The organism is Janthinobacterium sp. TPC_1 (assembly GCF_056037845.1).
The window spans coordinates 2,483,277-2,504,530 of record NZ_CP195157.1 but is presented as its reverse complement, the minus strand read 5'-3'; the positions used below and the strand labels follow the sequence as shown (position 1 = coordinate 2,504,530).

Annotated in this window: 21 protein-coding genes and 2 pseudogenes; 3 read left to right on the top strand and 20 right to left on the bottom strand. The window is 63.3% G+C overall.

The features are described 5' to 3' along the window. Nucleotides 1–19 precede the first annotated feature (19 nt). Genes ACQVLG_RS12295 through ACQVLG_RS12275 form a run of 5 tightly spaced genes read right to left on the bottom strand, consistent with a single transcriptional unit; the run spans nt 20 to nt 4,054 of the window. The gene (locus ACQVLG_RS12295) at nt 20–613 is read right to left on the bottom strand and encodes an SCO family protein (protein ID WP_474294778.1); all 594 of its coding nucleotides are present in this window, start codon (nt 611–613) and stop codon (nt 20–22) included. Then, a complete protein-coding gene (gene cyoE, locus ACQVLG_RS12290) occupies nt 610–1,509 on the bottom strand; it encodes a heme o synthase (RefSeq protein ID WP_230541515.1) in 900 nt (299 codons plus the stop codon). Before cyoE ends, ACQVLG_RS12295 begins: the two co-directional genes overlap by 4 nt. Continuing rightward, on the bottom strand, nt 1,510–2,679 hold the full coding sequence (locus ACQVLG_RS12285; protein WP_474295631.1) for a COX15/CtaA family protein: 1,170 nt from the start codon (nt 2,677–2,679) through the stop codon (nt 1,510–1,512). It lies immediately after the preceding gene. An 18-nt stretch (nt 2,680–2,697) separates the two neighbouring features. Continuing rightward, entirely contained in the window at nt 2,698–3,327 is a 630-nt protein-coding gene (locus ACQVLG_RS12280; RefSeq protein ID WP_474294775.1) for an SCO family protein, read from the bottom strand. Continuing rightward, nucleotides 3,308–4,054: an SURF1 family protein gene (locus ACQVLG_RS12275; RefSeq protein ID WP_474294773.1), complete on the bottom strand. Its 747-nt coding sequence runs from the start codon at nt 4,052–4,054 to the stop codon at nt 3,308–3,310. Before ACQVLG_RS12275 ends, ACQVLG_RS12280 begins: the two co-directional genes overlap by 20 nt. Nucleotides 4,055–4,090: 36 nt before the next feature. On the opposite strand from ACQVLG_RS12275, the gene ACQVLG_RS12270 reads away from it, so the two are divergent. Then, nucleotides 4,091–4,291 carry a twin transmembrane helix small protein gene (locus ACQVLG_RS12270; RefSeq protein WP_046683386.1) on the top strand — a complete coding sequence of 67 codons (201 nt, stop codon included), beginning with the start codon at nt 4,091–4,093 and terminating at the stop codon, nt 4,289–4,291. A 122-nt stretch (nt 4,292–4,413) separates the two neighbouring features. Here ACQVLG_RS12270 and ACQVLG_RS12265 read toward each other — a convergent pair whose 3' ends face one another. The 7 genes and pseudogenes from ACQVLG_RS12265 to ACQVLG_RS12235 form a co-directional block, all read right to left on the bottom strand. Further along, on the bottom strand, nt 4,414–5,274 hold the full coding sequence (locus ACQVLG_RS12265) for a cytochrome c oxidase subunit 3 (RefSeq protein WP_474294771.1): 861 nt from the start codon (nt 5,272–5,274) through the stop codon (nt 4,414–4,416). A gap of 40 nt (nt 5,275–5,314) precedes the next feature. Then, the gene (locus ACQVLG_RS12260) at nt 5,315–5,521 is read right to left on the bottom strand and encodes a DUF2970 domain-containing protein (RefSeq protein WP_077399736.1); all 207 of its coding nucleotides are present in this window, start codon (nt 5,519–5,521) and stop codon (nt 5,315–5,317) included. A 9-nt stretch (nt 5,522–5,530) separates the two neighbouring features. Continuing rightward, nucleotides 5,531–6,057 (bottom strand): annotated as a pseudogene (locus ACQVLG_RS12255) (cytochrome c oxidase assembly protein). A 46-nt stretch (nt 6,058–6,103) separates the two neighbouring features. After that, a complete protein-coding gene (locus ACQVLG_RS12250) occupies nt 6,104–6,220 on the bottom strand; it encodes a cytochrome oxidase small assembly protein (RefSeq protein ID WP_216350353.1) in 117 nt (38 codons plus the stop codon). A gap of 55 nt (nt 6,221–6,275) precedes the next feature. Beyond that, nucleotides 6,276–7,867: pseudogene (gene ctaD, locus ACQVLG_RS12245) on the bottom strand (cytochrome c oxidase subunit I). Nucleotides 7,868–7,880: 13 nt separating this feature from the next. Continuing rightward, complete coding sequence (gene coxB / locus ACQVLG_RS12240) at nt 7,881–9,089, bottom strand: cytochrome c oxidase subunit II (protein WP_077399729.1); 1,209 nt, start codon at nt 9,087–9,089, stop codon at nt 7,881–7,883. Between the two features lie 464 nt (nt 9,090–9,553). After that, entirely contained in the window at nt 9,554–10,450 is an 897-nt protein-coding gene (locus ACQVLG_RS12235; RefSeq protein WP_474294768.1) for a methyltransferase domain-containing protein, read from the bottom strand. A gap of 84 nt (nt 10,451–10,534) precedes the next feature. On the opposite strand from ACQVLG_RS12235, the gene ACQVLG_RS12230 reads away from it, so the two are divergent. Continuing rightward, nucleotides 10,535–11,302, top strand: a complete 768-nt coding sequence (locus ACQVLG_RS12230; protein ID WP_474294766.1) for a ComF family protein — start codon at nt 10,535–10,537, stop codon at nt 11,300–11,302. 38 nt (nt 11,303–11,340) lie between these two features. Further along, nucleotides 11,341–11,811 carry a tRNA (uridine(34)/cytosine(34)/5-carboxymethylaminomethyluridine(34)-2'-O)-methyltransferase TrmL gene (gene trmL, locus ACQVLG_RS12225; RefSeq protein WP_077399720.1) on the top strand — a complete coding sequence of 157 codons (471 nt, stop codon included), beginning with the start codon at nt 11,341–11,343 and terminating at the stop codon, nt 11,809–11,811. A gap of 142 nt (nt 11,812–11,953) precedes the next feature. On the opposite strand, the gene ACQVLG_RS12220 is transcribed toward trmL, so the two are convergent. From ACQVLG_RS12220 to ACQVLG_RS12185, 8 genes are all read right to left on the bottom strand, one after another. Continuing rightward, complete coding sequence (locus tag ACQVLG_RS12220; RefSeq protein WP_474294764.1) at nt 11,954–12,703, bottom strand: hypothetical protein; 750 nt, start codon at nt 12,701–12,703, stop codon at nt 11,954–11,956. 17 nt (nt 12,704–12,720) lie between these two features. Continuing rightward, nucleotides 12,721–13,533: a hypothetical protein gene (locus tag ACQVLG_RS12215; protein ID WP_474294762.1), complete on the bottom strand. Its 813-nt coding sequence runs from the start codon at nt 13,531–13,533 to the stop codon at nt 12,721–12,723. A gap of 6 nt (nt 13,534–13,539) precedes the next feature. Further along, on the bottom strand, nt 13,540–13,953 hold the full coding sequence (locus tag ACQVLG_RS12210; protein WP_474294760.1) for a hypothetical protein: 414 nt from the start codon (nt 13,951–13,953) through the stop codon (nt 13,540–13,542). 50 nt (nt 13,954–14,003) lie between these two features. Continuing rightward, nucleotides 14,004–17,705, bottom strand: coding sequence for a tubulin-like doman-containing protein (locus ACQVLG_RS12205; RefSeq protein ID WP_474294758.1), 3,702 nt, complete (start codon nt 17,703–17,705; stop codon nt 14,004–14,006). Nucleotides 17,706–17,741: 36 nt separating this feature from the next. Further along, nucleotides 17,742–18,179, bottom strand: coding sequence for a hypothetical protein (locus tag ACQVLG_RS12200; protein WP_077399709.1), 438 nt, complete (start codon nt 18,177–18,179; stop codon nt 17,742–17,744). A gap of 132 nt (nt 18,180–18,311) precedes the next feature. Further along, a complete protein-coding gene (locus ACQVLG_RS12195) occupies nt 18,312–19,697 on the bottom strand; it encodes a hypothetical protein (RefSeq protein WP_474294756.1) in 1,386 nt (461 codons plus the stop codon). A gap of 60 nt (nt 19,698–19,757) precedes the next feature. Next, entirely contained in the window at nt 19,758–20,426 is a 669-nt protein-coding gene (locus tag ACQVLG_RS12190; protein WP_474294754.1) for a hypothetical protein, read from the bottom strand. Continuing rightward, nucleotides 20,374–21,123 (bottom strand): hypothetical protein, encoded by a 750-nt coding sequence (locus tag ACQVLG_RS12185; protein WP_474294753.1) that lies wholly within the window; start codon nt 21,121–21,123, stop codon nt 20,374–20,376. Before ACQVLG_RS12185 ends, ACQVLG_RS12190 begins: the two co-directional genes overlap by 53 nt. Nucleotides 21,124–21,254: the final 131 nt, after the last annotated feature.

The window sequence follows — 21,254 nt, the reverse complement described above, 5'->3', positions numbered from 1 at the left end:
GCCCGGGGGCGCGACCGGGTCAGGATAGCAGAAGTTTAAGATCGTGCGCGATGGCGGCAGGCTTTTCGCCGTGGCGCACGAACAGGCGGATCTTGCCTTCGCGGTCGAACACATAGGTGCCGGCCGTGTGGTCGACCGTGTAGCCGTTGTCCGTCTCGCCCTCGACCTTGGCGTAATACACCTTGAATTCCTTGGCCACCCTGGCCGTGGCAGCCGCGTCGCCATACAGGCCCACGAAACGCTTGTCGAAAGCGGGCACATATTGCGCCAGCAAGGCCTGCGTGTCGCGCTCGGGGTCGACCGTGACGAACAGCACTTGCACCTGGTCCGCCTGCGGGCCCATTTCCCGCATCACCTGGGCCATGTCGGCCATGGTGGTGGGACAGACGTCCGGACATTGCGTGTAGCCGAAGAACATCAGCACCAGCTTGCCCTTGTAGTCGGCCAGAGTGCGCGGGTGGCCCGTGTGATCCGTCAGCGCGAATTCGCGCGCGTAGCCCAGGCCCGTCACGTCCGTGTTCTTGAATGCCAGCTTCGGTGCAACAGGCTTGCCGCAGCCGGCCAGGACGACGGCCAGGGCGGCCGCCAACAACAAGGTCAGGTATTTTTTCATGTTCCGAGGGGAATGTAGTGATCGACCAGCAAGGCCGCGAACAGCAATGCCAGGTAGATGATGGAAAACGTAAAAGCTTTGCGCGCGATCAAGTCCGTGTAGTGGCGGTACATCTTCCACGCGTAATACAGGAAGCCCGCATTGAGCAGCACGGCCGAGGCCAGGTAGATCAGGCCGCTCATGCGCACGGCGTACGGCAGCAAGGTGGTGGCGGCCAGCGCGATCGAATACAGCCACACGTGGAATTGCGTAAATTGCATGCCATGCGTGACGGGCAGCATGGGCAGGCCCGAGCGCGCGTAATCGTCGCGGCGGTACATGGCCAGCGCCCAGAAGTGCGGCGGCGTCCACACGAAAATGATCAGGACCAGCAGCCACGCCTGCATCGGCACGTCGTTGGCGACGGCCGCCCAGCCCAGCGCGGGCGGCATGGCGCCGGACAGGCCGCCGATGACGATATTTTGCGGCGTGGCAGGCTTGAGCACCATGGTGTAGATCAAGGCATAGCCGACAAACGTGACAAAAGTCAGCCACATGGTCAGCGGATTGACGAGGTGATACAGAATCGCCATGCCCAGGCCGCCGATCACGAGCGCGAACACCACCGTCTGTTTTACCGTGATGTCGCCCATGGCCATGGGGCGGCGCGCCGTGCGGGCCATGCGCGCATCGATTTCGCGCTCGGCCAGGCAATTGACGGCAAACGCGGCGCCGGCCAGCAGCCAGATGCCGATGGTGCCGAACACCACCGCGCGCCAGTCAGGCAACTCTTCGCTGGCCAGGAACATGCCGATGACGGCGCAAAACACGGCCAGTTGCGTCACGCGGGGCTTGGTCAGCGCCCAGTACTGGGCGATGCGGGGGGAAGGTTTACGGCTGATGGTCTGAGTAGTCATTTATGCGATACGGGAAGGACTGGCTGGTGCCGAGGGCACTGGCGCGGCGGCGGGAGCAGATTTCCGCGCTACATCGAGTTGGAATTTAGCCTTGTAGTTTAACATGGTCAGCAATAACACGAGCAGCGCCGCCCCGCCGTTATGCAGGACGGCAATCGACAATGGCCAGCTCAGGTAAATCGTCGCAAGGCCCGTGGCCGCCTGCAGGGCCAGCACCAGCGCCACCCAGCGCGCCGTGCCGCGCAGGGATGGCAGTTTCCACGCGCGCAACACCGTATAGCCGATGCCGGCCAGCACGATGAAGGCGAAATTGCGGTGCACCCAGTGGATGGCCGTCAGCGCGGAAAACGGCAAATAGTGGCCGGCGGCCGTCTTGCCCAGCTCGCGCCACAGATGGAAACCATGCTCGAAATCCATTTCCGGAATGACTTTGCCGCCGCACAGGGGGAAATCCGTGCAGGCCAGGGTGGCGTAGTTGGTGCTCACCCAGCCGCCCAGCGCGATCTGCACGGTGAGCAGCACGAGCGACATGACGGCCAGCGCGCGCACGGGGCGCAGCACGGACGCATCCGCGTCGGCGCGCAGCAAGGGTTTGACGGCATGATCCTGGCGCCCGCCCAGCCACGTCAGCATGGCCAGCAGCCCCATGCCCAGCAGCAAGTGGATGGTGACGATCACCGGCTGCAGTTTTAATGTCACCGTCCAGGCGCCGAACGCGCCCTGCAGGCAGACGAACAAAAACAGCGCCGTCGGCAGCGCGGGAGCAAATTCCTCGCGTTTGTTTTTCTTCCACTGGCGCCATGCCTGCACCATCATCGCCACGATCAAGACGCCGATGGCCATGGCCAGGTAGCGGTGCGTCATTTCGATCCAAGCCTTGACCACCGTCACGGGGCCCGTCGGCATCAGGGTTTCCGCCGCCACGATGTGCTCGTGCGCAAGGAAAGGATTGGCAGAACCATAACAACCAGGCCAGTCCGGGCAGCCGAGGCCGGAATCGGACAGCCGCGTAAAGCCGCCAAACATGATCAGGTCGACCGTCAGGAAGACGGCGATCCATACGAGCTTGCGGTATTTATTGGCGTCCGCGGACACCCAGACCATGGTCAAAGGCAGCAGCGCCACCAGCAGACCCGTCAAGCCCAGCTGGGCCAGCGCGGAGAGATGCATCGTCGGCATGCAGACTCCTCAACCGATCGCCGAAGCTTTGAGCAGCTTGGCGATGTCTTTCTTGATCTTGTTCGGGTCCGCGTCTTTCGGGAAGCGCATCATCAGATTGCCCAGCGGATCGATCAAATACAGGTGGTCGCTGGTCTTGCCGCCCGGCTCCACGGGCAGCCACGCCTTCAGGGCGTCGTTATTGACGCGCAGCATGCTGGTGCCGTCGAATTCGCGCATCACGAGCGTGTCGAGCGGCTGGGCATCCGTCACCAGCCAGACCCGTTCCAGGCGTTCGCGTTCCTTGCCTTGCATCAAACGCAGTTGTTGCATGTCAAACAATTGCTTCTTGCATGCTTCCTGGCAATCGGATGGTCCCGTTTGCAGCAGTACCCACTTGCCCTTGAATTGCGCCAGCGGCGCGGCCTTGCCGTCCAGTTCCGTCACCTGTAATTGTTCTTCGGGTATCGGATGCAAGCGCGGGTCGATCAGGGCGCCGTAATTGTTGCGGCCCGTGGGCTTGATGATGTAATACGTGAAATACGAGGCGATGATGGGAAAGGCGCACACGGCCACCACGGCCAATAGTTTCCACCGTCCCGTATTCTGTGCCTGCTTGTTGCTGTTGTCTTGCGTTGCTTCAGGGCTGTTTGTTTGCACGTCGAAATCCTGTAAAGACAAAAAATAAAAAAGCCATCAGTGCCAGTGCATACCACTGGAAGGCATAGCCGCGGTGCTTGTCGGCACCCAGGTCGGGCGCCGGCCAGTCGCGCACGGGAAGCTGGCTGGACGCTGGCGGATCAACTGCATCGGCTGTTTGTTCGAGAATAAATGGCTGCAAGGCCAGGCCGCTGGCCCGGGCCAGCTGGCCGATATCGGCATTTTGCACGATGGCGTGCGGCGCCAGGGTCGGCGCCGTGCCCAGTTCCATCACATGGCCCGCGTTCAGGCGCGCGATGCCGCTAATGGTGACGGTGCCGGCCGGCGTGGCGTAGTCGGGAATGCGCGTGCGCTCGGCATTGTTGCGCGGCAACCAGCCCTGCGCCACCAGCACGTGCATGGGGGAGCCGTCTATTTGAAATGGCGTGAGCACGTGAAAACCGGCCTGGCCCTTGTAGGGGCGGTTGTCCAGGTACACCGTCCAGGCGGGCACGAAACGGCCCGTGACGGTAACGCGCCGGTATTCGATCGCTTGCGCATCGGCCGGCAGCAGGGGCGCGGCCGTCAAGGCCAGCGGCGCGGCCTGGTTGCCCGCTTCCAGCCGGGCGGCACGCGCGACTTTCTCGTCGGCACGGCGCTGCTGCCACTGCGCCAGAGAGATCCCCAGCGCCACCAGTAGCAGCAATACAACAAATGGAATCCATCTAAAATGGAAGCGGATACGCATTACAATGAAACCTCCTCAAGCCTGGCGCTACCATCCATGAAAATCCTCGTTGCCATCGCCTTCATCCTGATCCTGGGCAGCCTGGGCTCGGCCCTGTTCTTCCTCATGCGCGACAAGGGCAAGAGCAACCGCACCGTGCAGGCGCTGGCCTTGCGCGTGGGCTTGTCGATCACCCTGTTTTTGCTGATCCTGCTGGCGCATCATCTCGGTTACATCCAGCCGACGGGCATACATTAAGCTTCTTCTTGCCTGATTGGCAAATTCTTCACGCTAAGAAAAAAGCCGTACCCAGGATCTCCCGGTACGGCTTTTTTCATGCTGCAGGCGCAGGCGTCAACGGCGCGCGCCCTGCCCCGCCATTATAACCAATACACGACCACGTACAGGCCCAGCCAGACGACGTCGACAAAGTGCCAGTACCAGGCGGCGCCTTCGAAGCCGAAGTGGTGGTCGGGCGTGAAGTGGCCTTTCAGCACGCGGTACAGAATGACGGACAGCATGATGGCGCCCAGGGTCACGTGGAAGCCGTGGAAGCCCGTCAGCATGAAGAAGGTGGCGCCGTAGATGCCGGACGTCAATTTCAAGTTCAGTTCGCTGTAGGCGTGGATGTATTCATAGACCTGGAAGCCCATGAAGATGGCGCCCAGCACGATGGTGGCGAACAGGAACAGGGCCGTCATGGCGCGGTGGCCGGCGCGCAGCGCGTGGTGGGAAATCGTCAGGGTGACACCCGACGTCAGCAGCAAGGCCGTGTTGATCGTCGGAATCCAGAACGGCGTCATGGTGGTAAATTCCTGCACCGTGCCGGCCGGGCCCGTATTGCCCCAGTGGGCGGCAAAATCGGGCCAGATCACCTTGTGATCGAGGTCGGCCAGCCACGGCATCGAGATGCTGCGCGCATAGAACAGGGCGCCGAAGAAGGCGGCGAAGAACATGACTTCCGAAAAGATGAACCAGCTCATGCTCCAGCGGAAGGAGTGGTCGATGCGCTCGCTGTACAGGCCCTGCTCCGATTCGCTGATGGCGTCGCCGAACCAGAAGTACAGCACCAGCAGGATGCCGGCCAGGCCCAGGTAATTCACGTACGGGCCCCAGGAGACGTCGTTGACCCAGGCCGAGGCGCCGATCATGGTCAGCAGCAGGCTGGCGCCGCCCAGCATGGGCCAGCGCGACGGGCCGGGCACGAAATAATAAGGTACGGCGGCGTGGTTGGAACTCATCATCATCTCCTCAAAAACTTATAGGGTGGTTTTTTATAATTTATAAAACGACGAATTTAACAATTGAAATCAGGATGCCGATCAGGCAAGCCACCACTAGGAAGCCGGCGATGACGATGTGCACGGGATTGAGCTTGGCCGAATCCGTGTCGAAATCGCTCTTGCGGCGCAAGCCCGTGAATGACCAGACGACGGCCCGCAGCGAATACAGGAACGACGCTTTTTCCGGCTTGGCGGATTCGCCCATGGCACTCTCCTATTGGACGGCCGGCGTCTGAGCCTGGCTCAGACCGGCAATCTCGAAAAACGTGTACGACAGGGTGATGGTTTTCACCTCTTTCGGCAGGGCCGGATCGAGGAAAAACACCACCGGCATCTGCCGCGCTTCCTTCGGTTTCAAGGTTTGCTGCTTGAAGCAGAAGCACTCGACCTTCTTGAAATGCGGCGTGGCGCTCTGCGGCGCGTAGCTGGGGATGGCTTGCGCGTTGACGACGCGGTTTTGCGTGTTGACCACTTCATACATGACGGTCACCAGCTCGCCCGGATGCACCTGCATGCTCGAGACGGTCGGGCGGAAGCGCCAGGGTCCCTGCGCATTGCCGTCGAACTCGACGGTGATGCTGCGCGTCGTATCGACTTGCGTATTGTTGTCGTAGGCCACGTGCCATCCTTCTGCGTCAGCACGTTGATGCCCATCACTTCGCAAATCTGCTTGTAGACGGGAATCAGGGCATAGCCAAAGCCAAACATCAGCACGGCAATGACGAGCAGCTTGCCCAGCATCTTGCGGTTCAGGCCGCGTGTTTCCTGTTGGTGGGGCGTCGTCACGTCAGAGCCACATGCGCTTGACGAACACGGACAGGAAGAAGAAGGCCGCCAGGGCCCCCAGTATCAGCCCGGTACGCAGGTTGTTCGGTTTTTTACGCTCAGTTTTCACTTCGGTCATGGCAGCAACTTTATTCAAGGCGGGCCGCGCAACACGCCGGCCCGTGACACTGACATTACTTGACGGTAGGCGGCGTTTCAAACGTGTGGAACGGCGCCGGGCTCGGCACAGTCCATTCCAGGCCTTCCGCGCCTTCCCATGGTTTCGCTGGCGCAGCCTTGCCGCCGCGGATGGTCGGCAAGACAACGAAGAACAGGAAGTACACCTGCATCAGGCCGAAACCGAAGCCGCCGATCGAGGCGATCATATTGAAGTCCGTGAACTGCGCCGGATAGTCGGCGTAGCGGCGCGGCATGCCGGCCAGGCCCAGGAAGTGCATCGGGAAGAAGGTCACGTTGAACGTGATCAGCGACAGCCAGAAGTGGATCTTGCCGCGCGTCTCGTTGTACATATGGCCCGTCCATTTCGGCGACCAGTAGTAGAAACCGGCGAACAGGGCGAACAGCGAACCGGCCACCAGCACGTAGTGGAAGTGCGCCACCACATAATAGGTATCCTGCAGCTGGATGTCGATCGGCGTGACGGCCAGGATCAGGCCCGTGAAACCGCCCATGGTGAAGACGAAAATGAAGCCGACCGAGAACAGCATCGGCGTTTCGAACGTCATCGAACCCTTCCACATGGTGGCGATCCAGTTGAACACTTTCACGCCCGTCGGCACGGCGATCAGCATGGTCGCGTACATGAAGAACAGCTGGCTCGTCACCGGCATGCGGTAGTAAACATGTGATGCGCCCAGACGATGAAGGACAGGATCGCGATGGAAGCGGTAGCGTAGACCATCGACGCATAGCCGAACAATGGCTTGCGGGCAAACGCTGGCAGGATCTGCGAGACGATGCCGAAAGCCGGCAAGATCATGATGTAGACCTCGGGGTGGCCGAAGAACCAGAAGATGTGCTGGTACATGACGGGGTCGCCGCCGCCTGCCGCGTTAAAGAAGGACGTGCCGAAATGGCGATCCGTCAGGGTCATGGTAATCGCGCCAGCCAGCACCGGCATGACGGCGATCAAGAGATACGCGGTAATCAGCCAGGTCCAGCAGAACATCGGCATTTTCATCAGGGTCATGCCAGGGGCACGCATGTTCAGGATGGTGACGATGATGTTGATCGAGCCCATGATGGACGAGGCGCCCATCAGGTGCATGGCGAAAATGGCCATGTCCATGCCGGGGCCCATCTGCGTCGACAGCGGTGCATACAGGGTCCAGCCGGCGGCCGTGGCGCCGCCCGGAACGAGGAAGGACGTGGCCAGCAGCAGCGCGGCCGGCGGCAGCAGCCAGAACGAGAAGTTGTTCATGCGGGCAAACGCCATGTCGGACGCGCCCACTTGCAGCGGGATCATCCAGTTGGCGTAGCCGACGAAGGCCGGCATGATGGCGCCAAACACCATCACCAGGCCGTGCATGGTGGTCAGTTGATTAAAAAATTCAGGGTGGAAAAATTGCAAGCCTGGATGAAACAGTTCCGTACGGATCATCAGGGCCAGCACGCCGCCCGACAGCAGCATGATGAACGAAAACCACAGGTACAGGGTGCCGATATCCTTGTGGTTGGTGGCAAACAGCCAGCGGCGGTAGCCGGTCGGGTGGTCGTGGGCATGGTCGTGATCGTGACCGGCGTGGTCCAAGGTGCTAGTGCTCATGTACGGCTCCTAATTACTTGCGTGCAGCCACGACTTCGGCTGGTTGAACGATGTTCTCTGCGGCCTTGTTCGACCAGGAATTGCGCGTGTAAGTGATCACTGCGGCAATTTCCGTGTCGGACAGCTGTTTCCATGCCGGCATTTCAGCGGGATACTTGCCGCTCTTTTGCCCGTTCAGCAAGACGTGGATCTGATCCGCTTTCGGGCCGTTCACCACGGCCGAGCCGTCCAGCGGCGCAAACGCACCGGGCACGCCCTTGCCTGTTGCCTGGTGGCAGACCACGCAGTTGGCCGCATACACTTTCTCGCCCTTGACCTTCAATTCATCGATGGTCCACACCTTGCTTGGATCATCGGCCAATGCGGCCATTTCCTTTTGTTTTACATCAACCCAGGCCTTGTAGTCCTCGTTGGATACGACCTTGACGACGATGGGCATGAAGGCATGTTCCTTGCCGCACAGCTCGGCGCAATTGCCGCGGAAGGTGCCGATATGGTCGGCCTTGAACCAGGTGTCGCGCACGAAACCGGGAATCGCATCCTGCTTGACGCCAAAGGCGGGCACGGACCAGGCGTGGATGACGTCGTTGGCCGTCAGCACCACGCGGATCTTCTTGTTGACCGGCACGACGACTTCATTGTCGACTTCGATCAGGTAGTTTTCGCCCCGTTTTTCCGTCGGCGGCGCGCCTGGCGCACCCACTTGCGAGCGCGGCGTGGCCAGGTTGGAGAGGAAGGAAATGCCTTCGCCCTCGCCTTTCAGGTAGTCATAGCCCCATTTCCACTGCATGCCGGTGGCCTTGATGGTGATGTCGGCGTTCGAGGTGTCTTTCATGCCGACGACGGTGCGCGTGGCAGGCAGGGCCATGCCGATGACGATCAGGAAAGGCACGACGGTCCAGGCGATCTCGACGGTGGTGCTTTCGTGGAAAGTGGCCGGCTTGTGGCCCAGGGACTTGCGGTGCTTGAAGATGGAATAGAACATGACGCCGAACACGGCCACGAAGATCACCAGGCAGATGATCATCATCAGGGTGTGCAAATCGTAGATTTCATGGGCGATCTGTGTCGCCGGCGGTTGCAGATTCATTTCGAACGGCACGGGACCGCCGGTGCCGGGATAGGTGCCGGCAGCCGGTGCCGCCGTGGCCCATCGCCCGATGCCAAACGCTGTCAAAGACAGCCCGAGCAGCAACGATTGAAGTCGCTTTGCATGTGTCATGTTTTCCCCAACCACCCAAAAATAATGATATTTTAAACGGCTGCGGACTTCTCCGTACTGGACCGCTGCCGCTCCTCCATGAAAGCAACACGGCCGGAATGCGGCCATGTGCGTCAAGCACCAGCGAATTCCATGCTGGCTGCGGCAGCAAAAACGGCGGCGCGCAACCATGCTGGAACCCTGTTTTTCTTCCCCACACTGAAATGGCCTCGTGTGGAAGATGGTTACTATACTAATGCAGTAACTTCGAATTAGTCTTGCTTTGTTTTTTTTATTTTGTATGCAGCCCTTGTTTTTTTCAATTAGCAAGCTGACAAACAATCAACGATTATAATCAAGTAAACTTGAATCCATCAAGCAATAATCGGCTTTGTGCGCGCCCGTCTCCCGGCCGCCGCGCGCTTTGCAACGCCAAGCTGCCACATCGCGCGCGAATGCGACCAAGTGTCGGTTTCTTTGCCCTTTTATTTAGGCTTGCGCGGCAGATCGAAGCGGATGATGGCTTCGCCATTGCGCGTCACGCGCGGCGCGGGACGGAAGGCGTGGCCATAGATCACTTCGAAACTCAGGCCCAGCTTGCCATCGGGACGGCGCCTCTTTTCCAGCGCGTCGAGCATGCGCTGCCAGGCCGCCTTGCCCATCAGGCCGCGCCGGCGCGTGGTGAGCGGGTTGCCGCCGAAGGCGCGCACATCCGCCAGCAGTTTTTCCGCCGTATCGTAGGTGACGGTAATGATCTCCATGTCCAGCACGGGCGTGGAAAAGCCCGTCTCGACGAGCATGTCGCCAAAGTCGTGCATGTCGACAAAGGGCAAGGCGTGCGGATACAAATCAGCCTCGGCGAAGGCGTCGCGCACTTCGCGGAAGGTGTCGGGGCCGAAACAGGAAAACATCAGCAAGCCATCGAGGCGCAGCGCGCGCCGCCATTCGGCAAACACGCGGTCGGGCTGGGCATGCCAGTGCAGCGCCAGATTGGACCACACGAGGTCGATGCTGCCCTGGGCCAGCGGCAGATCGCCCAGGTCGCCGCACAATAAATCCACGCCCGCCTTGGCCGGCAAGAGTTTGCTGAGGAACTGGTTCAGGCTGGCCAGTTTCGACGCGGGCGCGCGCGCCGCCTGCATCATCGCTTGCGCTGCATCGAGACCGATAATCTGCGCTGCGGGATAATCCTTTTGCAACTGTGCCAAATCCGCGCCGGGACCGCAGCCGGCGTCGAGCACACGGTGCGGCGTGATTTTCACCAGCTCCAGGCGCTCGTGCATGCGTGCCGACACTTCGCGGCGCAGGAAATCCGACGCCGCGACGCGCGCGGGACGGGAAAAGAAATCGCGTACTTGCACCGCATCGATGGGCGCACTCATTTTGGGTGGATTGGCGGGAACTGGCATGTTGAAACCGGTGAGGTGAGATAATGTCGGCAGTGTACATGGAACGACGCCATCGCGATGCGGACCGCCACCCGGCACCGCCTTGAGGCCGCTTGGCAGGCGCTGCGCCTGTGGCTGGGCGCCACGGTACTGCCGGCGCAATGCGCGCTGTGCGGCATGGGCTGCCCGCAAGTGCTGTGTTCGCCCTGCCGCGCGCAGTACCTGGGGCAAGGACGCGGGCAACTGCGCCACCGCTGCCGCCAGTGCGCCAATCCGCTCGCTGACATTGAGATGGCTCAACTGTGCGGGCGCTGTTTGCGCCAGCGGCCCGCGTATGACGCCACCGTCACGGCGTTCGACTATGCGGCACCCGTCGACCAGTTGCTGCTGCAGCTGAAATTCGGCGCGCGCCTGGCGCTGGCGCCCCTGTTGGCAGAACTGTTGTATGTTGCCATTCAGCAACAACAAGCGTGGGAAGCGCCGCAACTGCTGTGCCCGGTGCCGCTGGGCCCGGCCCGTCTGGCCGAGCGGGGTTTTAACCAGGCGCTGGAAATTGCCCGGCCTCTGGCGCACCTGCTGGACGTGCCTTTACAGCCCCGCCTGGCGCTGCGCGTGCGCGAAACGCGGGCGCAAAGCGGCGTGGCGCCGCAGGAACGGCAAGCCAACCTGGCGCACGCGTTCGCCATCGCGCCGGACCATGCGCCGTTATTGCCAGGATGCCATGTGGGCATCGTCGACGACGTGATGAGCAGCGGCCACACCGTCAACGCCCTGGCGGCTGCCTGCAAGCGAGCAGGGGCGGCCAGGGTCAGCATCCTGGTCGTGGCGCGCACGCCGCCGCACTAGAACCGCATCAGATTTGCTATATATATGAGGAGAGCATTTTGTTTCACGTTGTTTTGGTAGAACCTGAAATCCCGCCCAATACGGGCAACGTCATCCGCCTGTGCGCGAACACGGGCGCGCAGCTGCACCTTGTCGAACCGCTGGGCTTTCCCCTCGACGATGCCAAGATGAAGCGCGCCGGCCTCGATTACCACGATTACGCCAACATGAAGGTACACAAGAACTGGGCAGCGTTCCTGGCCGACACCCAGCCCGACCCGGCCCGCATGTTCGCCATGACGACGCGCGGCTCGCGCCCGTTCGGCGACGTGGCTTTCCTGCCCGGCGACGTGTTCGTGTTCGGCTCGGAAACAAAAGGCCTGGATCCGGCCCTGCGCGACGGTTTTCCGGCAGAGCAACGCATCCGCCTGCCCATGCGCCCGGACAACCGCAGTTTGAATCTGTCGAATACGGTGGCCGTCGTCGTCTACGAGGCCTGGCGCCAGCATGGATACGCCGGCGGCGCGTAGCTGACACCTCACCCAGTCTACTGCGCGGCGCGCTTTGCGGCCGGCGATGCTCACGCTACTAAAGTAGCGCTGCGCTTCTCGGCCACAAATCATCGCCGCTCGCTACGACTGGATGAGATGTTGATACTCCTGCAATCTCCCTTTACCGCAGCGCCAATTGCCGCGCCGCGCCGCTATTGTCGTCCAGCATCACCAGCTGCGTGCGCAAGTCGCGCGTGGCGGCCAGCTTGCCGTTCACGTACAGATTCGTCTTGACGCCGTACACGCCTTGCGACACGCCGGGCGGCAAGGTCAGCTCGAACGAGTTCTCGAAGCGCCCGCCCGATTTATTGTTGCTGGCCAGGGCTTTCGAACCGGACTTGAACGGCTGGCCTTGCGGGTCGAGCACCACCAGTTCTTCGCGCACGTCGTTGACGCTTTGCGCGCTGCCGTTGACCAGCTCCACCACGGAATTGACCTTGAACGGCTGGCCGCGCTTGACGGTCGACGCACTCAGCTGCGGGGTGTACGACACCACTTGCGGCTCGCGCGGCAGCGCGCCGCGCGTGCGGATGTAGTCGCGGTCCGCCTGCGCCGCCGTCTTGGTCTGGCGCGAATTGACATTGATCGCCAGGCAACCGGCCGCCGCCAGGCCGCCGCCGATGGCGGCCCCTTTCAGCGCGCCATTCTTGCCGCCCGCCAGCGCACCCAGCAATGCCCCCACGGCCGCGCCGGCCGCAGCCGTCGCGCCCACGCTGCACGGGTCCTCATCCGTGGCCGCCTGGGCGCCACCTTGCGGGTAGGAACTGTCCTGCCGCACGCCGTTCGGACTCATCGGCGCCGTGGCGCAACCGGCCAGCAGGGCCGCGATGGTCAGCGCGGCGGCCGCGCGCAAGGTGGTGTGATTCAGCATGGTGACTCTCCAGATGACTAATTGATCGTTGTTTCCGTCTGCAACACTTGCCGTTCGCGCTCGCGGATGCGGCGCGACAGATTATCGATGCGCGCATTGCCCGGATCGACGCGGCGCGCGCTTTCCAGATACGTCTTGGCCGCATCGAACTTACCTTCCAGCAAAGAACGCTCGGCATCGCGCAGGAATGATTGCGCCATCTCGTTGCGCATGGCCGCGCCGCTGTCGACGGGCGCCGTTTCCTGCGGGCGGCGTTCGGCCACCGCTGAACGTTCGACCGCGCGCGCAGGCGCCGGTTCCAGTGCCGCAGGGGCGGGGGCCGGTGCAGAGACAGGAGCGGGGGCAGCCACAGCGGCCGCCGACAGCGCTTGCACGTCGGCCTTCAACTGCGGCAATTCCACCGCTTCGCGGTCGATCGCTTCCAGCCTGGCGATGCCATTCCTTGCCGCCGTCGCATCCTTGCCGTCCAGCGCCTGGCGCACGCCCACCAGCACGGACGCGGCTGCCGCCTGCTGGCGCGCCAGCTGCTTGCGCAGGGAATCCACGCTGGAGGCGCCCGCGCAATCGGCGTCGAGCGCGGCGATGCCCCTTGCGGCGCTTTGCAATTGATGACCATCAATACTGCGCTCGATGGCGCGCACGCCGCGCTGGCAACTGCCCGATGCGGCGCCGGCCTTGCCGATCGCCGCCTGCAGATCGTCGGCCTTGGCGCTGGACTTGCCCGTGCCCGTGCATACATTCTTTGCTTTGCCGTCGCCAGCTTTTGCCGGGCGCCGTCCAGGCTGCCATTTGCCACCAGTTTCAAGCCGCTGTCGATGGCGTCGTTGCAAGCCGATTCATTCTTGCCGCCCGGCTTGCCATTCATGTAGACGATGACGGCCGCCAGCACGGCGGCGGCGCCCAGCCAGCGCAGCCATTTGCGCGGCGGTGGCGGCGGTACCGGTGTTGCCGGTGTTGCCGGGGCAGGCGCCGGTGGAAGCACAGGCGCGGGCACGGGCTTCGGCGCGGCCTGCGGCGGCTTGGGTGGCGGTACTGGCGCCGGCTTCGGCGGCGCTTTCGGCGCAGGCGCAGGCGTCACCGGCACGGGCGGCGGCTTGGGCGCAGGTGGCGGCGCTACCGGCGCAGGCGCCGGCATGGGCGTGGGGACGGGCAGCGGCGGCGGCACGGCCGCAGCGGGACGGGCCGCGCCTGCCTGCGCCTGGCCGCAGTACGGGCAATGGCTGACAACGGTCCACAGGCCCGTCTTGCATTTGTTGCAGATATCCAAAACTAATCCTTCATTCCAACGTCATTCCAGCGTTCACAACGGCGGCGGCATCAACGGTGGCGGCGCGCCGAGGAACAAGGGCGCCAGCTCGGGGAACTGGGCCAGGTCGGCCCAGGCCGGCAAACCGGCGCGCCACACCTTGGTGGTGGCCGGCACAACCTGTCCCGCCTGCACGTACTGCACGATCTGCTGGGCCGTGAACGGTCCCTGCTGCTGGCCGTTAATGCCCAGGAAATACTGGTACTCCACCAGCGGCGGCGGCATGCCGCCCAGCGGTGGCGGTGCCATGCCGAAAACGGCCGTCGCCGGCGCAGCCGCCGCACCGGCCGGACGCAGCAATTGCTCCAGGCGGCCCGCTTCCAGCATTTCCGGCTTGATCGCATACTTCAGGCGCGGCTGGCCGTCCGCTTCCGGCTCGCGCACTTCCCAGTCGTAGGCATCGCCGTCGGAGTCGCCGATGACGTTCGCCCACTCCTTCAGCAGCCGTCCCAGCAAGGCTTGCACCGTGCGGTCGAGCTCATCACTGGCCATGCCCTTGCGGCGCGCCGACTCGCGCAGGCGCGTGCCCACTTCGGCGGAAATGGCGCTGCCAAAGCCGATGTAGGGCAGCTGCGAGCCATCGGCCTGCGCCACCAGCTTGGGCGCATACACGCCCCGCTCATAGTATTTTGCCAGCGCCGCCATGGCCGCCGTCTGCACAGCGTCAAGCGCCGTCAATTTTTCTTCGATGCGCAGGGCGATATTTTTCTCATACGAGGCGGGCATGCCGTTCTGGCGGATGGCCCGTTCGTTGCCGATGCGGCGCAAGTCGCCCGGTTCGACGGCAAACTGGTACTGGCCCGGCGGCACGACCCGGCCCGTGTGGCGCGTCAGCACGCCCAGCATGATCGCTTGCAGGAATTCGCCGAAGTCTTCCGCCAGGCGCTTCATCTCGTCCGTGTTCGGCGCGATCGGGTGCGTAAATTGCGTCGGATCAATATGCGTGTGGGTCGGCGCCTTGTCATTGTCGCCTTCCTTGCGGTAGCTGGTGCGCCAGCCTTCCAGCCCGCGCAGCACCGTCATCGGCACGCCGGCCAGTTCGCAATAGCAGACGGCGCGCCCGCGGATGCCCGTCTCGACGATTTCCAGCTGGCTCACCGTGATGCCCACCTGGGTCGGCACGCACGATTCGAGCTCGGCGCCGAACTTCGCCTTGAAGGCAGCCGCGTTGGCCACGCCGATCACGCACTTGAACTGGTCCGACACGACCGTGAAGTCGCCCGCCATGTTGGCGTCGATCCACGGCATGGAGCAGGCCAGCAGCTTGCGGAAGCGGTCCAGGCGTTCGGATACATCCATCTGTTCCAGCGCCTCGAACAGCGGGTCGGGCGTGCTCGTCGCGCCTTCTGTCAGGCCCGCCGTGGCGATCATGTTTTCCGCCATGCGCGTAACCTTGGCCAGGATCAAACCGCGCTGCGCCGGTTCGGCCAACATGGGGAACAGCGCTTTCGAGCCGCCCATGTCCTTGAACGCTTCATCGGCCCACTGGCGCAAGGTGGCCGCCGAGGGCAGCGCAATGTCTTTTTCCGTGACGGGAATGACGATCAGGGTCGCGTGTTCCTTGTCCAGGTCCTTTTGCAGGATGGTATTGGCCGTTTTGAGTTCCGCCAGCATGGCCAGCACGCCCTCGCGGCCCGTTTGCAGCTCGCCCACCAGGCCATTCCACTGCGCGCGGCCTTGCGCATCGACGCCGACCCGGTTGCCCAGCCAGCGCGACAGCTCGCCCAGCAGGAGGACGGACTCGTCCGCCGCCTTGGCCCGCAGATGGAATTTCAGCGCATTCGCCATTTCCGTGCGCAAATGATCCATCACCACGCCCGCCTGCTTTTCGCCATTGCTGAGGAAACCGAAGGTGCTGCGCGTCTGTTCCAGGTTGTTCAGCAGGCGCTCGTACTCGCGCGAGCGCACGGCTTCCTTGATTTCGCGGTAGCGCTCGGCATTGTTGCCGATCTGCGCCGTCAAGCCGCTGCCCGGCGCCTCGATGCGGTCCTTGATCTGTTCCACCAGCGACAGCACGTATTCCAGGCCGCCGAATTCTTTATTATCAAGATAGCCATACAGCTGATCGCGCACGACTTTCTTGACGTCTTCCAGCACTTCGCGGCGGCGCTTGCTGATGCGGTCTTCCGTCGTGTCGGCCGTGGAATCCTGGTCGCGCACGGCGTCGCGTTCCAGGTGCTTCATGGCGTCGCGCACCTGCGCCGGCCATTCGCTGCGGTCAAAGCCCGTGCGGATATCGTTGATGCGCGTATTGACCCGGTTTTCCACGCCGGCCAGCAAGTGGCCGTGGCGGTCTTCCAGCAATTCGTCGACGACGCGGAAATCGATGAAGTCGCCGCTGGAGCGCTTCAGTTCGATGCTCTTGTCGGAAAACTCGGGGAAATCGCTGAACGGCGTGCCCTTCAGGAACATATTGGCGGCGAGGAAATTATCGCGCTGCGTATCCGTGGCGCGGTTGGCGCCCGCATCCGTGCCGCCCACGCCAAAGAACGCTTGCAGCATGGCGCCGGCCCAGCGGTGGGCCCGCTCATCGCGCGCCGCTTCCTGGCGCGTATCGAGCACGGCCATGCCGAACGAGGAAAAGCGCTTCGAGAAATACAAACGCATGTCGCCGAAGCGGTCTTGCGGCACGGGCGCGTTGTACAGCGAGTTCTTGTGCTGCGCCTGGTTGACGGCGATCGAACGCTTGGCGCGGGCGAAATCGGCCGAGGCGAAATCCTCGAACAGCGAATCGGCCACCATGTGGTAGACGTCGCTGACATCCTTGGTGTGCTGCTGGGCAAGATTGCCCGAATCGATCAGGTAAACCTCGCTGTACGGTTCGCGCGTCAGTTCCGGGCGGTCATACGCATCCCAGCGGCCCACATAGCCCTTGTTGCCCATCATGGCCGATTCCAGCTCCATCAGCGCCGCGTAACCGTTGGCCTCGACCCGGTCCTTGTTGGCCTTGGTGTAGCCGGTCGGCAAGAACAGCATCAGCTCGACGTCGGCCGCGCCCACTTCACTGCGCGCCAGCCAGCGCGCCAGCAAGCCCATGTCGAGGAAGGAGCCGGAACCCGTGCCGCCCGCGACGGAACCGACGATGACGATGCGGAAACGGTTCGTTTCCATGCGCAAGCCCAGTTCGGCCAGCTGGCGCTCGTGCGACAGGCCCGCCTTCAGCGCCTTCAGCTTCAAGCGGATCTTGTCGCGGATCTTCGCGTACTTGTCGAAGAAATACAGGCGCGACACGGCGCGGATCTGGCCGGCGCCGCTGCTCATGTCGAAACGCAGCTCGCGGATGCGCTGCGGCGTCAGCGGCAGCCATTCCTTGATGTGTGGATATTTCTCCAGAGAATCTTCATCACGGCTGTACTTGTCCATGTCGAACGATTCGACCACCTTGTCATCATCCGTGAACTTCACCTGGTCGAACTGCAAGTCCTTCGCCTGCGACTCGCCGCTTTCGATCACGGCGCCATTGTCCAGGTCGAAATGGATGAATTGCGCAATGGGAAAGTCGGCCAGCCCCTCGATGCGCGTGCGGTTGCCCGCGCCGCCCCACAAGGTGTTGAGGATGCGCCGGCGCACGCGCATCAGCACCTGCATGCCCGTGCCGCCGATGCCGATGAACAGGGTCGGGCGCAGTTCGATGATCTTGTCCTGCTTGCGCTCGCTGGCGCCGCCGGTGATGGTTTGGTTCAGGTTCTCTGCCATGGTGATTCCTTCGATGATGCGTGCAACGGCGTGCGCTTAGCGGCGGCTGGAAGTAAAGGTCAACAACAGTGCAACCAGGCCCACCAGCACCAGCGGTCCCATGAACAGTGGCGCAAGGAATTTATGCGCATTCACGGCGGCCAGCACGACGCCCGTCGCCAGGCTGGCCAGGAAGATGAACAGCCACCAGCCCGAGGCATTGGCCTTGTTCGGCGGCACGCGCTTGGCCACCAGGCCATTCGCATAGGCATTCTTGGCAAAGAAAAAGGCGATGAACAGCAGCAACAGCACCACGCCGCCGACCAGGGTGTCGCGCGACGAGGTATCGGTCGTGCTGACAGGATCGAGCGCGGGCGCAGCTTCGGTCGTGGCCGTGGTGGCTGCACTGGCCGCCGGTGCGTCTGCGGCCGGCGGCGCGGATGCGGGGGCCGGCAGGGTAAAACCGCTGTTGTCTTTGGGAGTCTCTTGCGCCATGGTATGCCTCTGGTGGATTTGAATAGTTTAAAAGGAAATCGTTATCAGGCCAGGCTCAGGGTATGGCCTTCGGCCACGCGCACGACGACCGGCTTGCCCAGGCCGCGCTTGAGTTCGCCAATATCGCGGCCGTCATCGTCGCGGATCTGCACGCTTTTGAACGGTTTTAACAACACTTGCCGCTGCACGCCGTCGGCCATCACCTTGTAGCGCGTGGCGCGCGTGCCGACCAGGCCCAGCGCCAGCAAGCCCAGCACGAGCGAGCGCCAGCACGCCGCCGAGGATCACCAGCACGGGCAAGAGCGGATACTGGATGCGCACCAGCAGCGGGATCGTCGCCTGCGAGGCGCGCACGCTGTCGGGCGGCGTAAACATGCCGGAAATCGGGTCGCCGGGGAACAGTTCCTGCAAATCCTTGCCGAAGCTGGATGCCAGCGCCAGCCGCTGTTCCGACAGGCCCACTTGCGCCTGCATCGGCAGCATCACCTGCTTGCCCATGGCGGCGATCGCCTGCGCCGACCACGGCGACGGGATCTGCGCCATCGGCAACGCGAACTGTACCTGCACGGACTGGCTGGCGCCCGGCTGCAGCTGGCGGATTTGATCTGGCGCAACGTGCAGCGGCGCGTTCTGGCCCGCCAGACTGGCGTGCACCTTGGCGCTGTCGATCACATATGGGAAAAACATGTTTTGCAGGGACGCCTGCAGCACCACTTGCGGCACCAGGTTCGCCGCATCGACGTCGAGCACGATGGTGCGCCCGTCGCGGCCCAGGCTGGCGTGCACGTTGGCGCTGTTCTTGACGGATTGCGGCACGATGCGCACGGCATCCTGGTCCACCGGTTTCAATCGCGCGGGCGGACGCGTCAGCACTTGCGACAGCCGCCCTTCGGCCAGGATACGGTTCAAGGCCTCCGATGCGGGCTGGCCATACGCGAGCGCATACACCATCAAGCCCTTGGCGCTGTACAGCTTGCCCTGTACGGGCATGCGCAGCGGAAACACCACCGTCTTGGTGATCGACGGTTCCAGGTGCAGCAGGCGGTAAAAGTCGCGGTTGCGCTCGGCCGTCTGGCTGTCGTTGTTCGGGCTGTTCTTGTTATTCGTAAAAATCCACACGATGCCGGACGCGGACTGGAACGGGCCCGTGATGGTTTTTGTCACGGCTTCCTGGAAATCCGTGTCGGCCAGCGCGCCGCCGGCGCCCTTGCGCGCCAGGCCGAGACTGGCCAACTGGCCCGCCACGCCGGCGCCGCCCTGCCCTTGCCCCAGCAGCGACGGCGACACGTGCGCGCCGCTGCTCTGGCTGAAGGCCAGGGTATACACTTTATCGGACGGGTTTGTAGCGGCCTGCGCCACCGCGCCCACCAGGGCTTTCAGCTGGGAATGCTCATCCGTGTAAAACGGCTCCATCCAGCCCGAATTTTGCACGAGAAACGCTTGCTGGATGCCGGCCGCGTGCGCAGCGGCAGCGCTGAAAAACGCGGCGCAAGCCACGGTCAGTAAGCGCGCCTTCATGCCTGCAAGGCCCAGCCATCGATACGCGACAGCAGCGGGTGGTAAGCCCACAGCGTACCTTCATGCACAAACAGGCGCACGCGCCACGGTTCGCTGACGGCAAAGGTATGGAACACGTTTTCGCGCAATTCGTCGTCCTGCACCAGCTGTGCCGCCAGGCGATCGCTCGAGCGCAGCACGCTCGACAGGCCGGCGCTGGTGGCAAACTTCACGCCGAAGACGCTGTTGCCGGCATTCGATTCCAGCAGGCATGACGGCCTGGTTCTTGCCGCCATCGTCGCCGTGTTCCGGCTCTTCCCACGGCGCCGTTTTCAGCTTGGCGGCGAAGCGGTAATTGAAGCTGCCCGAGCACAGGCGCGGCGCCAGCGCGTCGGCCCGTTCGGACTGCGCGCCCAGTTTCACGTAGACATAGGTGCCGCGGCTGCGCTCGAAGCACAGCTGCCACAGGCCGCCGTCGCGCGACACGTACGGGCTGCCGAACTCGAAATGCGGCACCAGCCCTTCTGGCCAGGGGGTGAACGAAGCGGCCACGTTGCCGTCCGGCTGCAATTGCAGCCGGAGCTGGCCGTTGGCGCAGGGCCACACGGCCATGCGGTTGTAGGCGACGGGCGCGCTGACGGCGCCCAGGTCAAACAGGCCGTCGAGCAGCACGTCGCTGCCCGGCTTTTGTTGCGCATCAAGGTTGACGAAGCGGATGCGGCCATCGTCGTCGCGCAGCGGCGCCCACAAACGGCTCTGGAACCAGAGGCGCGGCCGCGCACGGCGCGCCGCCCACGTGCTCGACCACATAGGTCAGCGACGGCACGTCGGGACGGATGCAGGCCAGGCCATGGCTGGTCGGCAAGACCAGCACGCTATTGAACTCCGGCACCAGCTCGGCGCGCCAGGCGCCGTGGGCCAGGTCCGATTCGGCCAGCAAGCTGCCATAGTCGGGGTCCAGCGCCAGCCAGCGCTTCGAGGCGGGCAGCCAGGCGTGCAAGACGGCCTTGCGCGGGTCGAGCGCCAGCAGCGCGGGCGCGCTGGTGCCGAACTGGGCGGAAAAGAATTCGTATTCGCCAGGCGGCGGCATGGGCAGCGAGACGTCGGCCTGCGCATGCTCTTCGCGCGCGCGCTGGTCCGCCAGTTTCAGGGGCGCGCTGGCCTGGCGCAAGCCGGCCGGGCCGGTTGGCGGCACGTCGCTGACGGGAGATGCGCCGTAGGGCGGCACCCAGGGCGGCGTAGCGGACGTAGCGGGCGGCACTTGCAAGGCCGCGCCCGAGGCGGGGTCGAACGCAAATTCGGGCGGAAACTGCCGCACGGGCGCACCGGCGGCTGCGGGCAGGCGCCGCGCATGCATCAGCTTGCCGATATCGGCATGGCTCACCAAGGGCGAGACATTCTGGCCGTCCGCGCTGCGCTGCATGCTCCACGCGCCCTCGTCATCCACGTGCCAGGCGCCGGAAGGCAGTGGCCAATCCCCAGAAGTTTTATGATCCATTTATTTTCTATGACTAGCAATGCATATCAGACGGTGTAACGTGCTGGGGCTGACGCAACGAGGTCGCAACCCTGGCAGTT

Bases quoted from the DNA above. Each gene is read 5' to 3' on its own strand.
- ACQVLG_RS12295 (WP_474294778.1), bottom strand. From the start codon at position 613: ATGAAAAAATACCTGACCTTGTTGTTGGCGGCCGCCCTGGCCGTCGTC.
- cyoE (WP_230541515.1), bottom strand. From the start codon at position 1,509: ATGACTACTCAGACCATCAGCCGTAAACCTTCCCCCCGCATCGCCCAG.
- ACQVLG_RS12285 (WP_474295631.1), bottom strand. From the start codon at position 2,679: ATGCATCTCTCCGCGCTGGCCCAGCTGGGCTTGACGGGTCTGCTGGTG.
- ACQVLG_RS12275 (WP_474294773.1), bottom strand. From the start codon at position 4,054: ATGCGTATCCGCTTCCATTTTAGATGGATTCCATTTGTTGTATTGCTG.
- ACQVLG_RS12270 (WP_046683386.1), top strand. From the start codon at position 4,091: ATGAAAATCCTCGTTGCCATCGCCTTCATCCTGATCCTGGGCAGCCTG.
- ACQVLG_RS12265 (WP_474294771.1), bottom strand. From the start codon at position 5,274: ATGAGTTCCAACCACGCCGCCGTACCTTATTATTTCGTGCCCGGCCCG.
- ACQVLG_RS12260 (WP_077399736.1), bottom strand. From the start codon at position 5,521: ATGGGCGAATCCGCCAAGCCGGAAAAAGCGTCGTTCCTGTATTCGCTG.
- ACQVLG_RS12250 (WP_216350353.1), bottom strand. From the start codon at position 6,220: ATGACCGAAGTGAAAACTGAGCGTAAAAAACCGAACAACCTGCGTACC.
- coxB (WP_077399729.1), bottom strand. From the start codon at position 9,089: ATGACACATGCAAAGCGACTTCAATCGTTGCTGCTCGGGCTGTCTTTG.
- ACQVLG_RS12235 (WP_474294768.1), bottom strand. From the start codon at position 10,450: ATGAGTGCGCCCATCGATGCGGTGCAAGTACGCGATTTCTTTTCCCGT.
- ACQVLG_RS12230 (WP_474294766.1), top strand. From the start codon at position 10,535: ATGCGGACCGCCACCCGGCACCGCCTTGAGGCCGCTTGGCAGGCGCTG.
- ACQVLG_RS12220 (WP_474294764.1), bottom strand. From the start codon at position 12,703: ATGCTGAATCACACCACCTTGCGCGCGGCCGCCGCGCTGACCATCGCG.
- ACQVLG_RS12210 (WP_474294760.1), bottom strand. From the start codon at position 13,953: ATGCAAGACGGGCCTGTGGACCGTTGTCAGCCATTGCCCGTACTGCGG.
- ACQVLG_RS12205 (WP_474294758.1), bottom strand. From the start codon at position 17,705: ATGGCAGAGAACCTGAACCAAACCATCACCGGCGGCGCCAGCGAGCGC.
- ACQVLG_RS12200 (WP_077399709.1), bottom strand. From the start codon at position 18,179: ATGGCGCAAGAGACTCCCAAAGACAACAGCGGTTTTACCCTGCCGGCC.
- ACQVLG_RS12195 (WP_474294756.1), bottom strand. From the start codon at position 19,697: ATGAAGGCGCGCTTACTGACCGTGGCTTGCGCCGCGTTTTTCAGCGCT.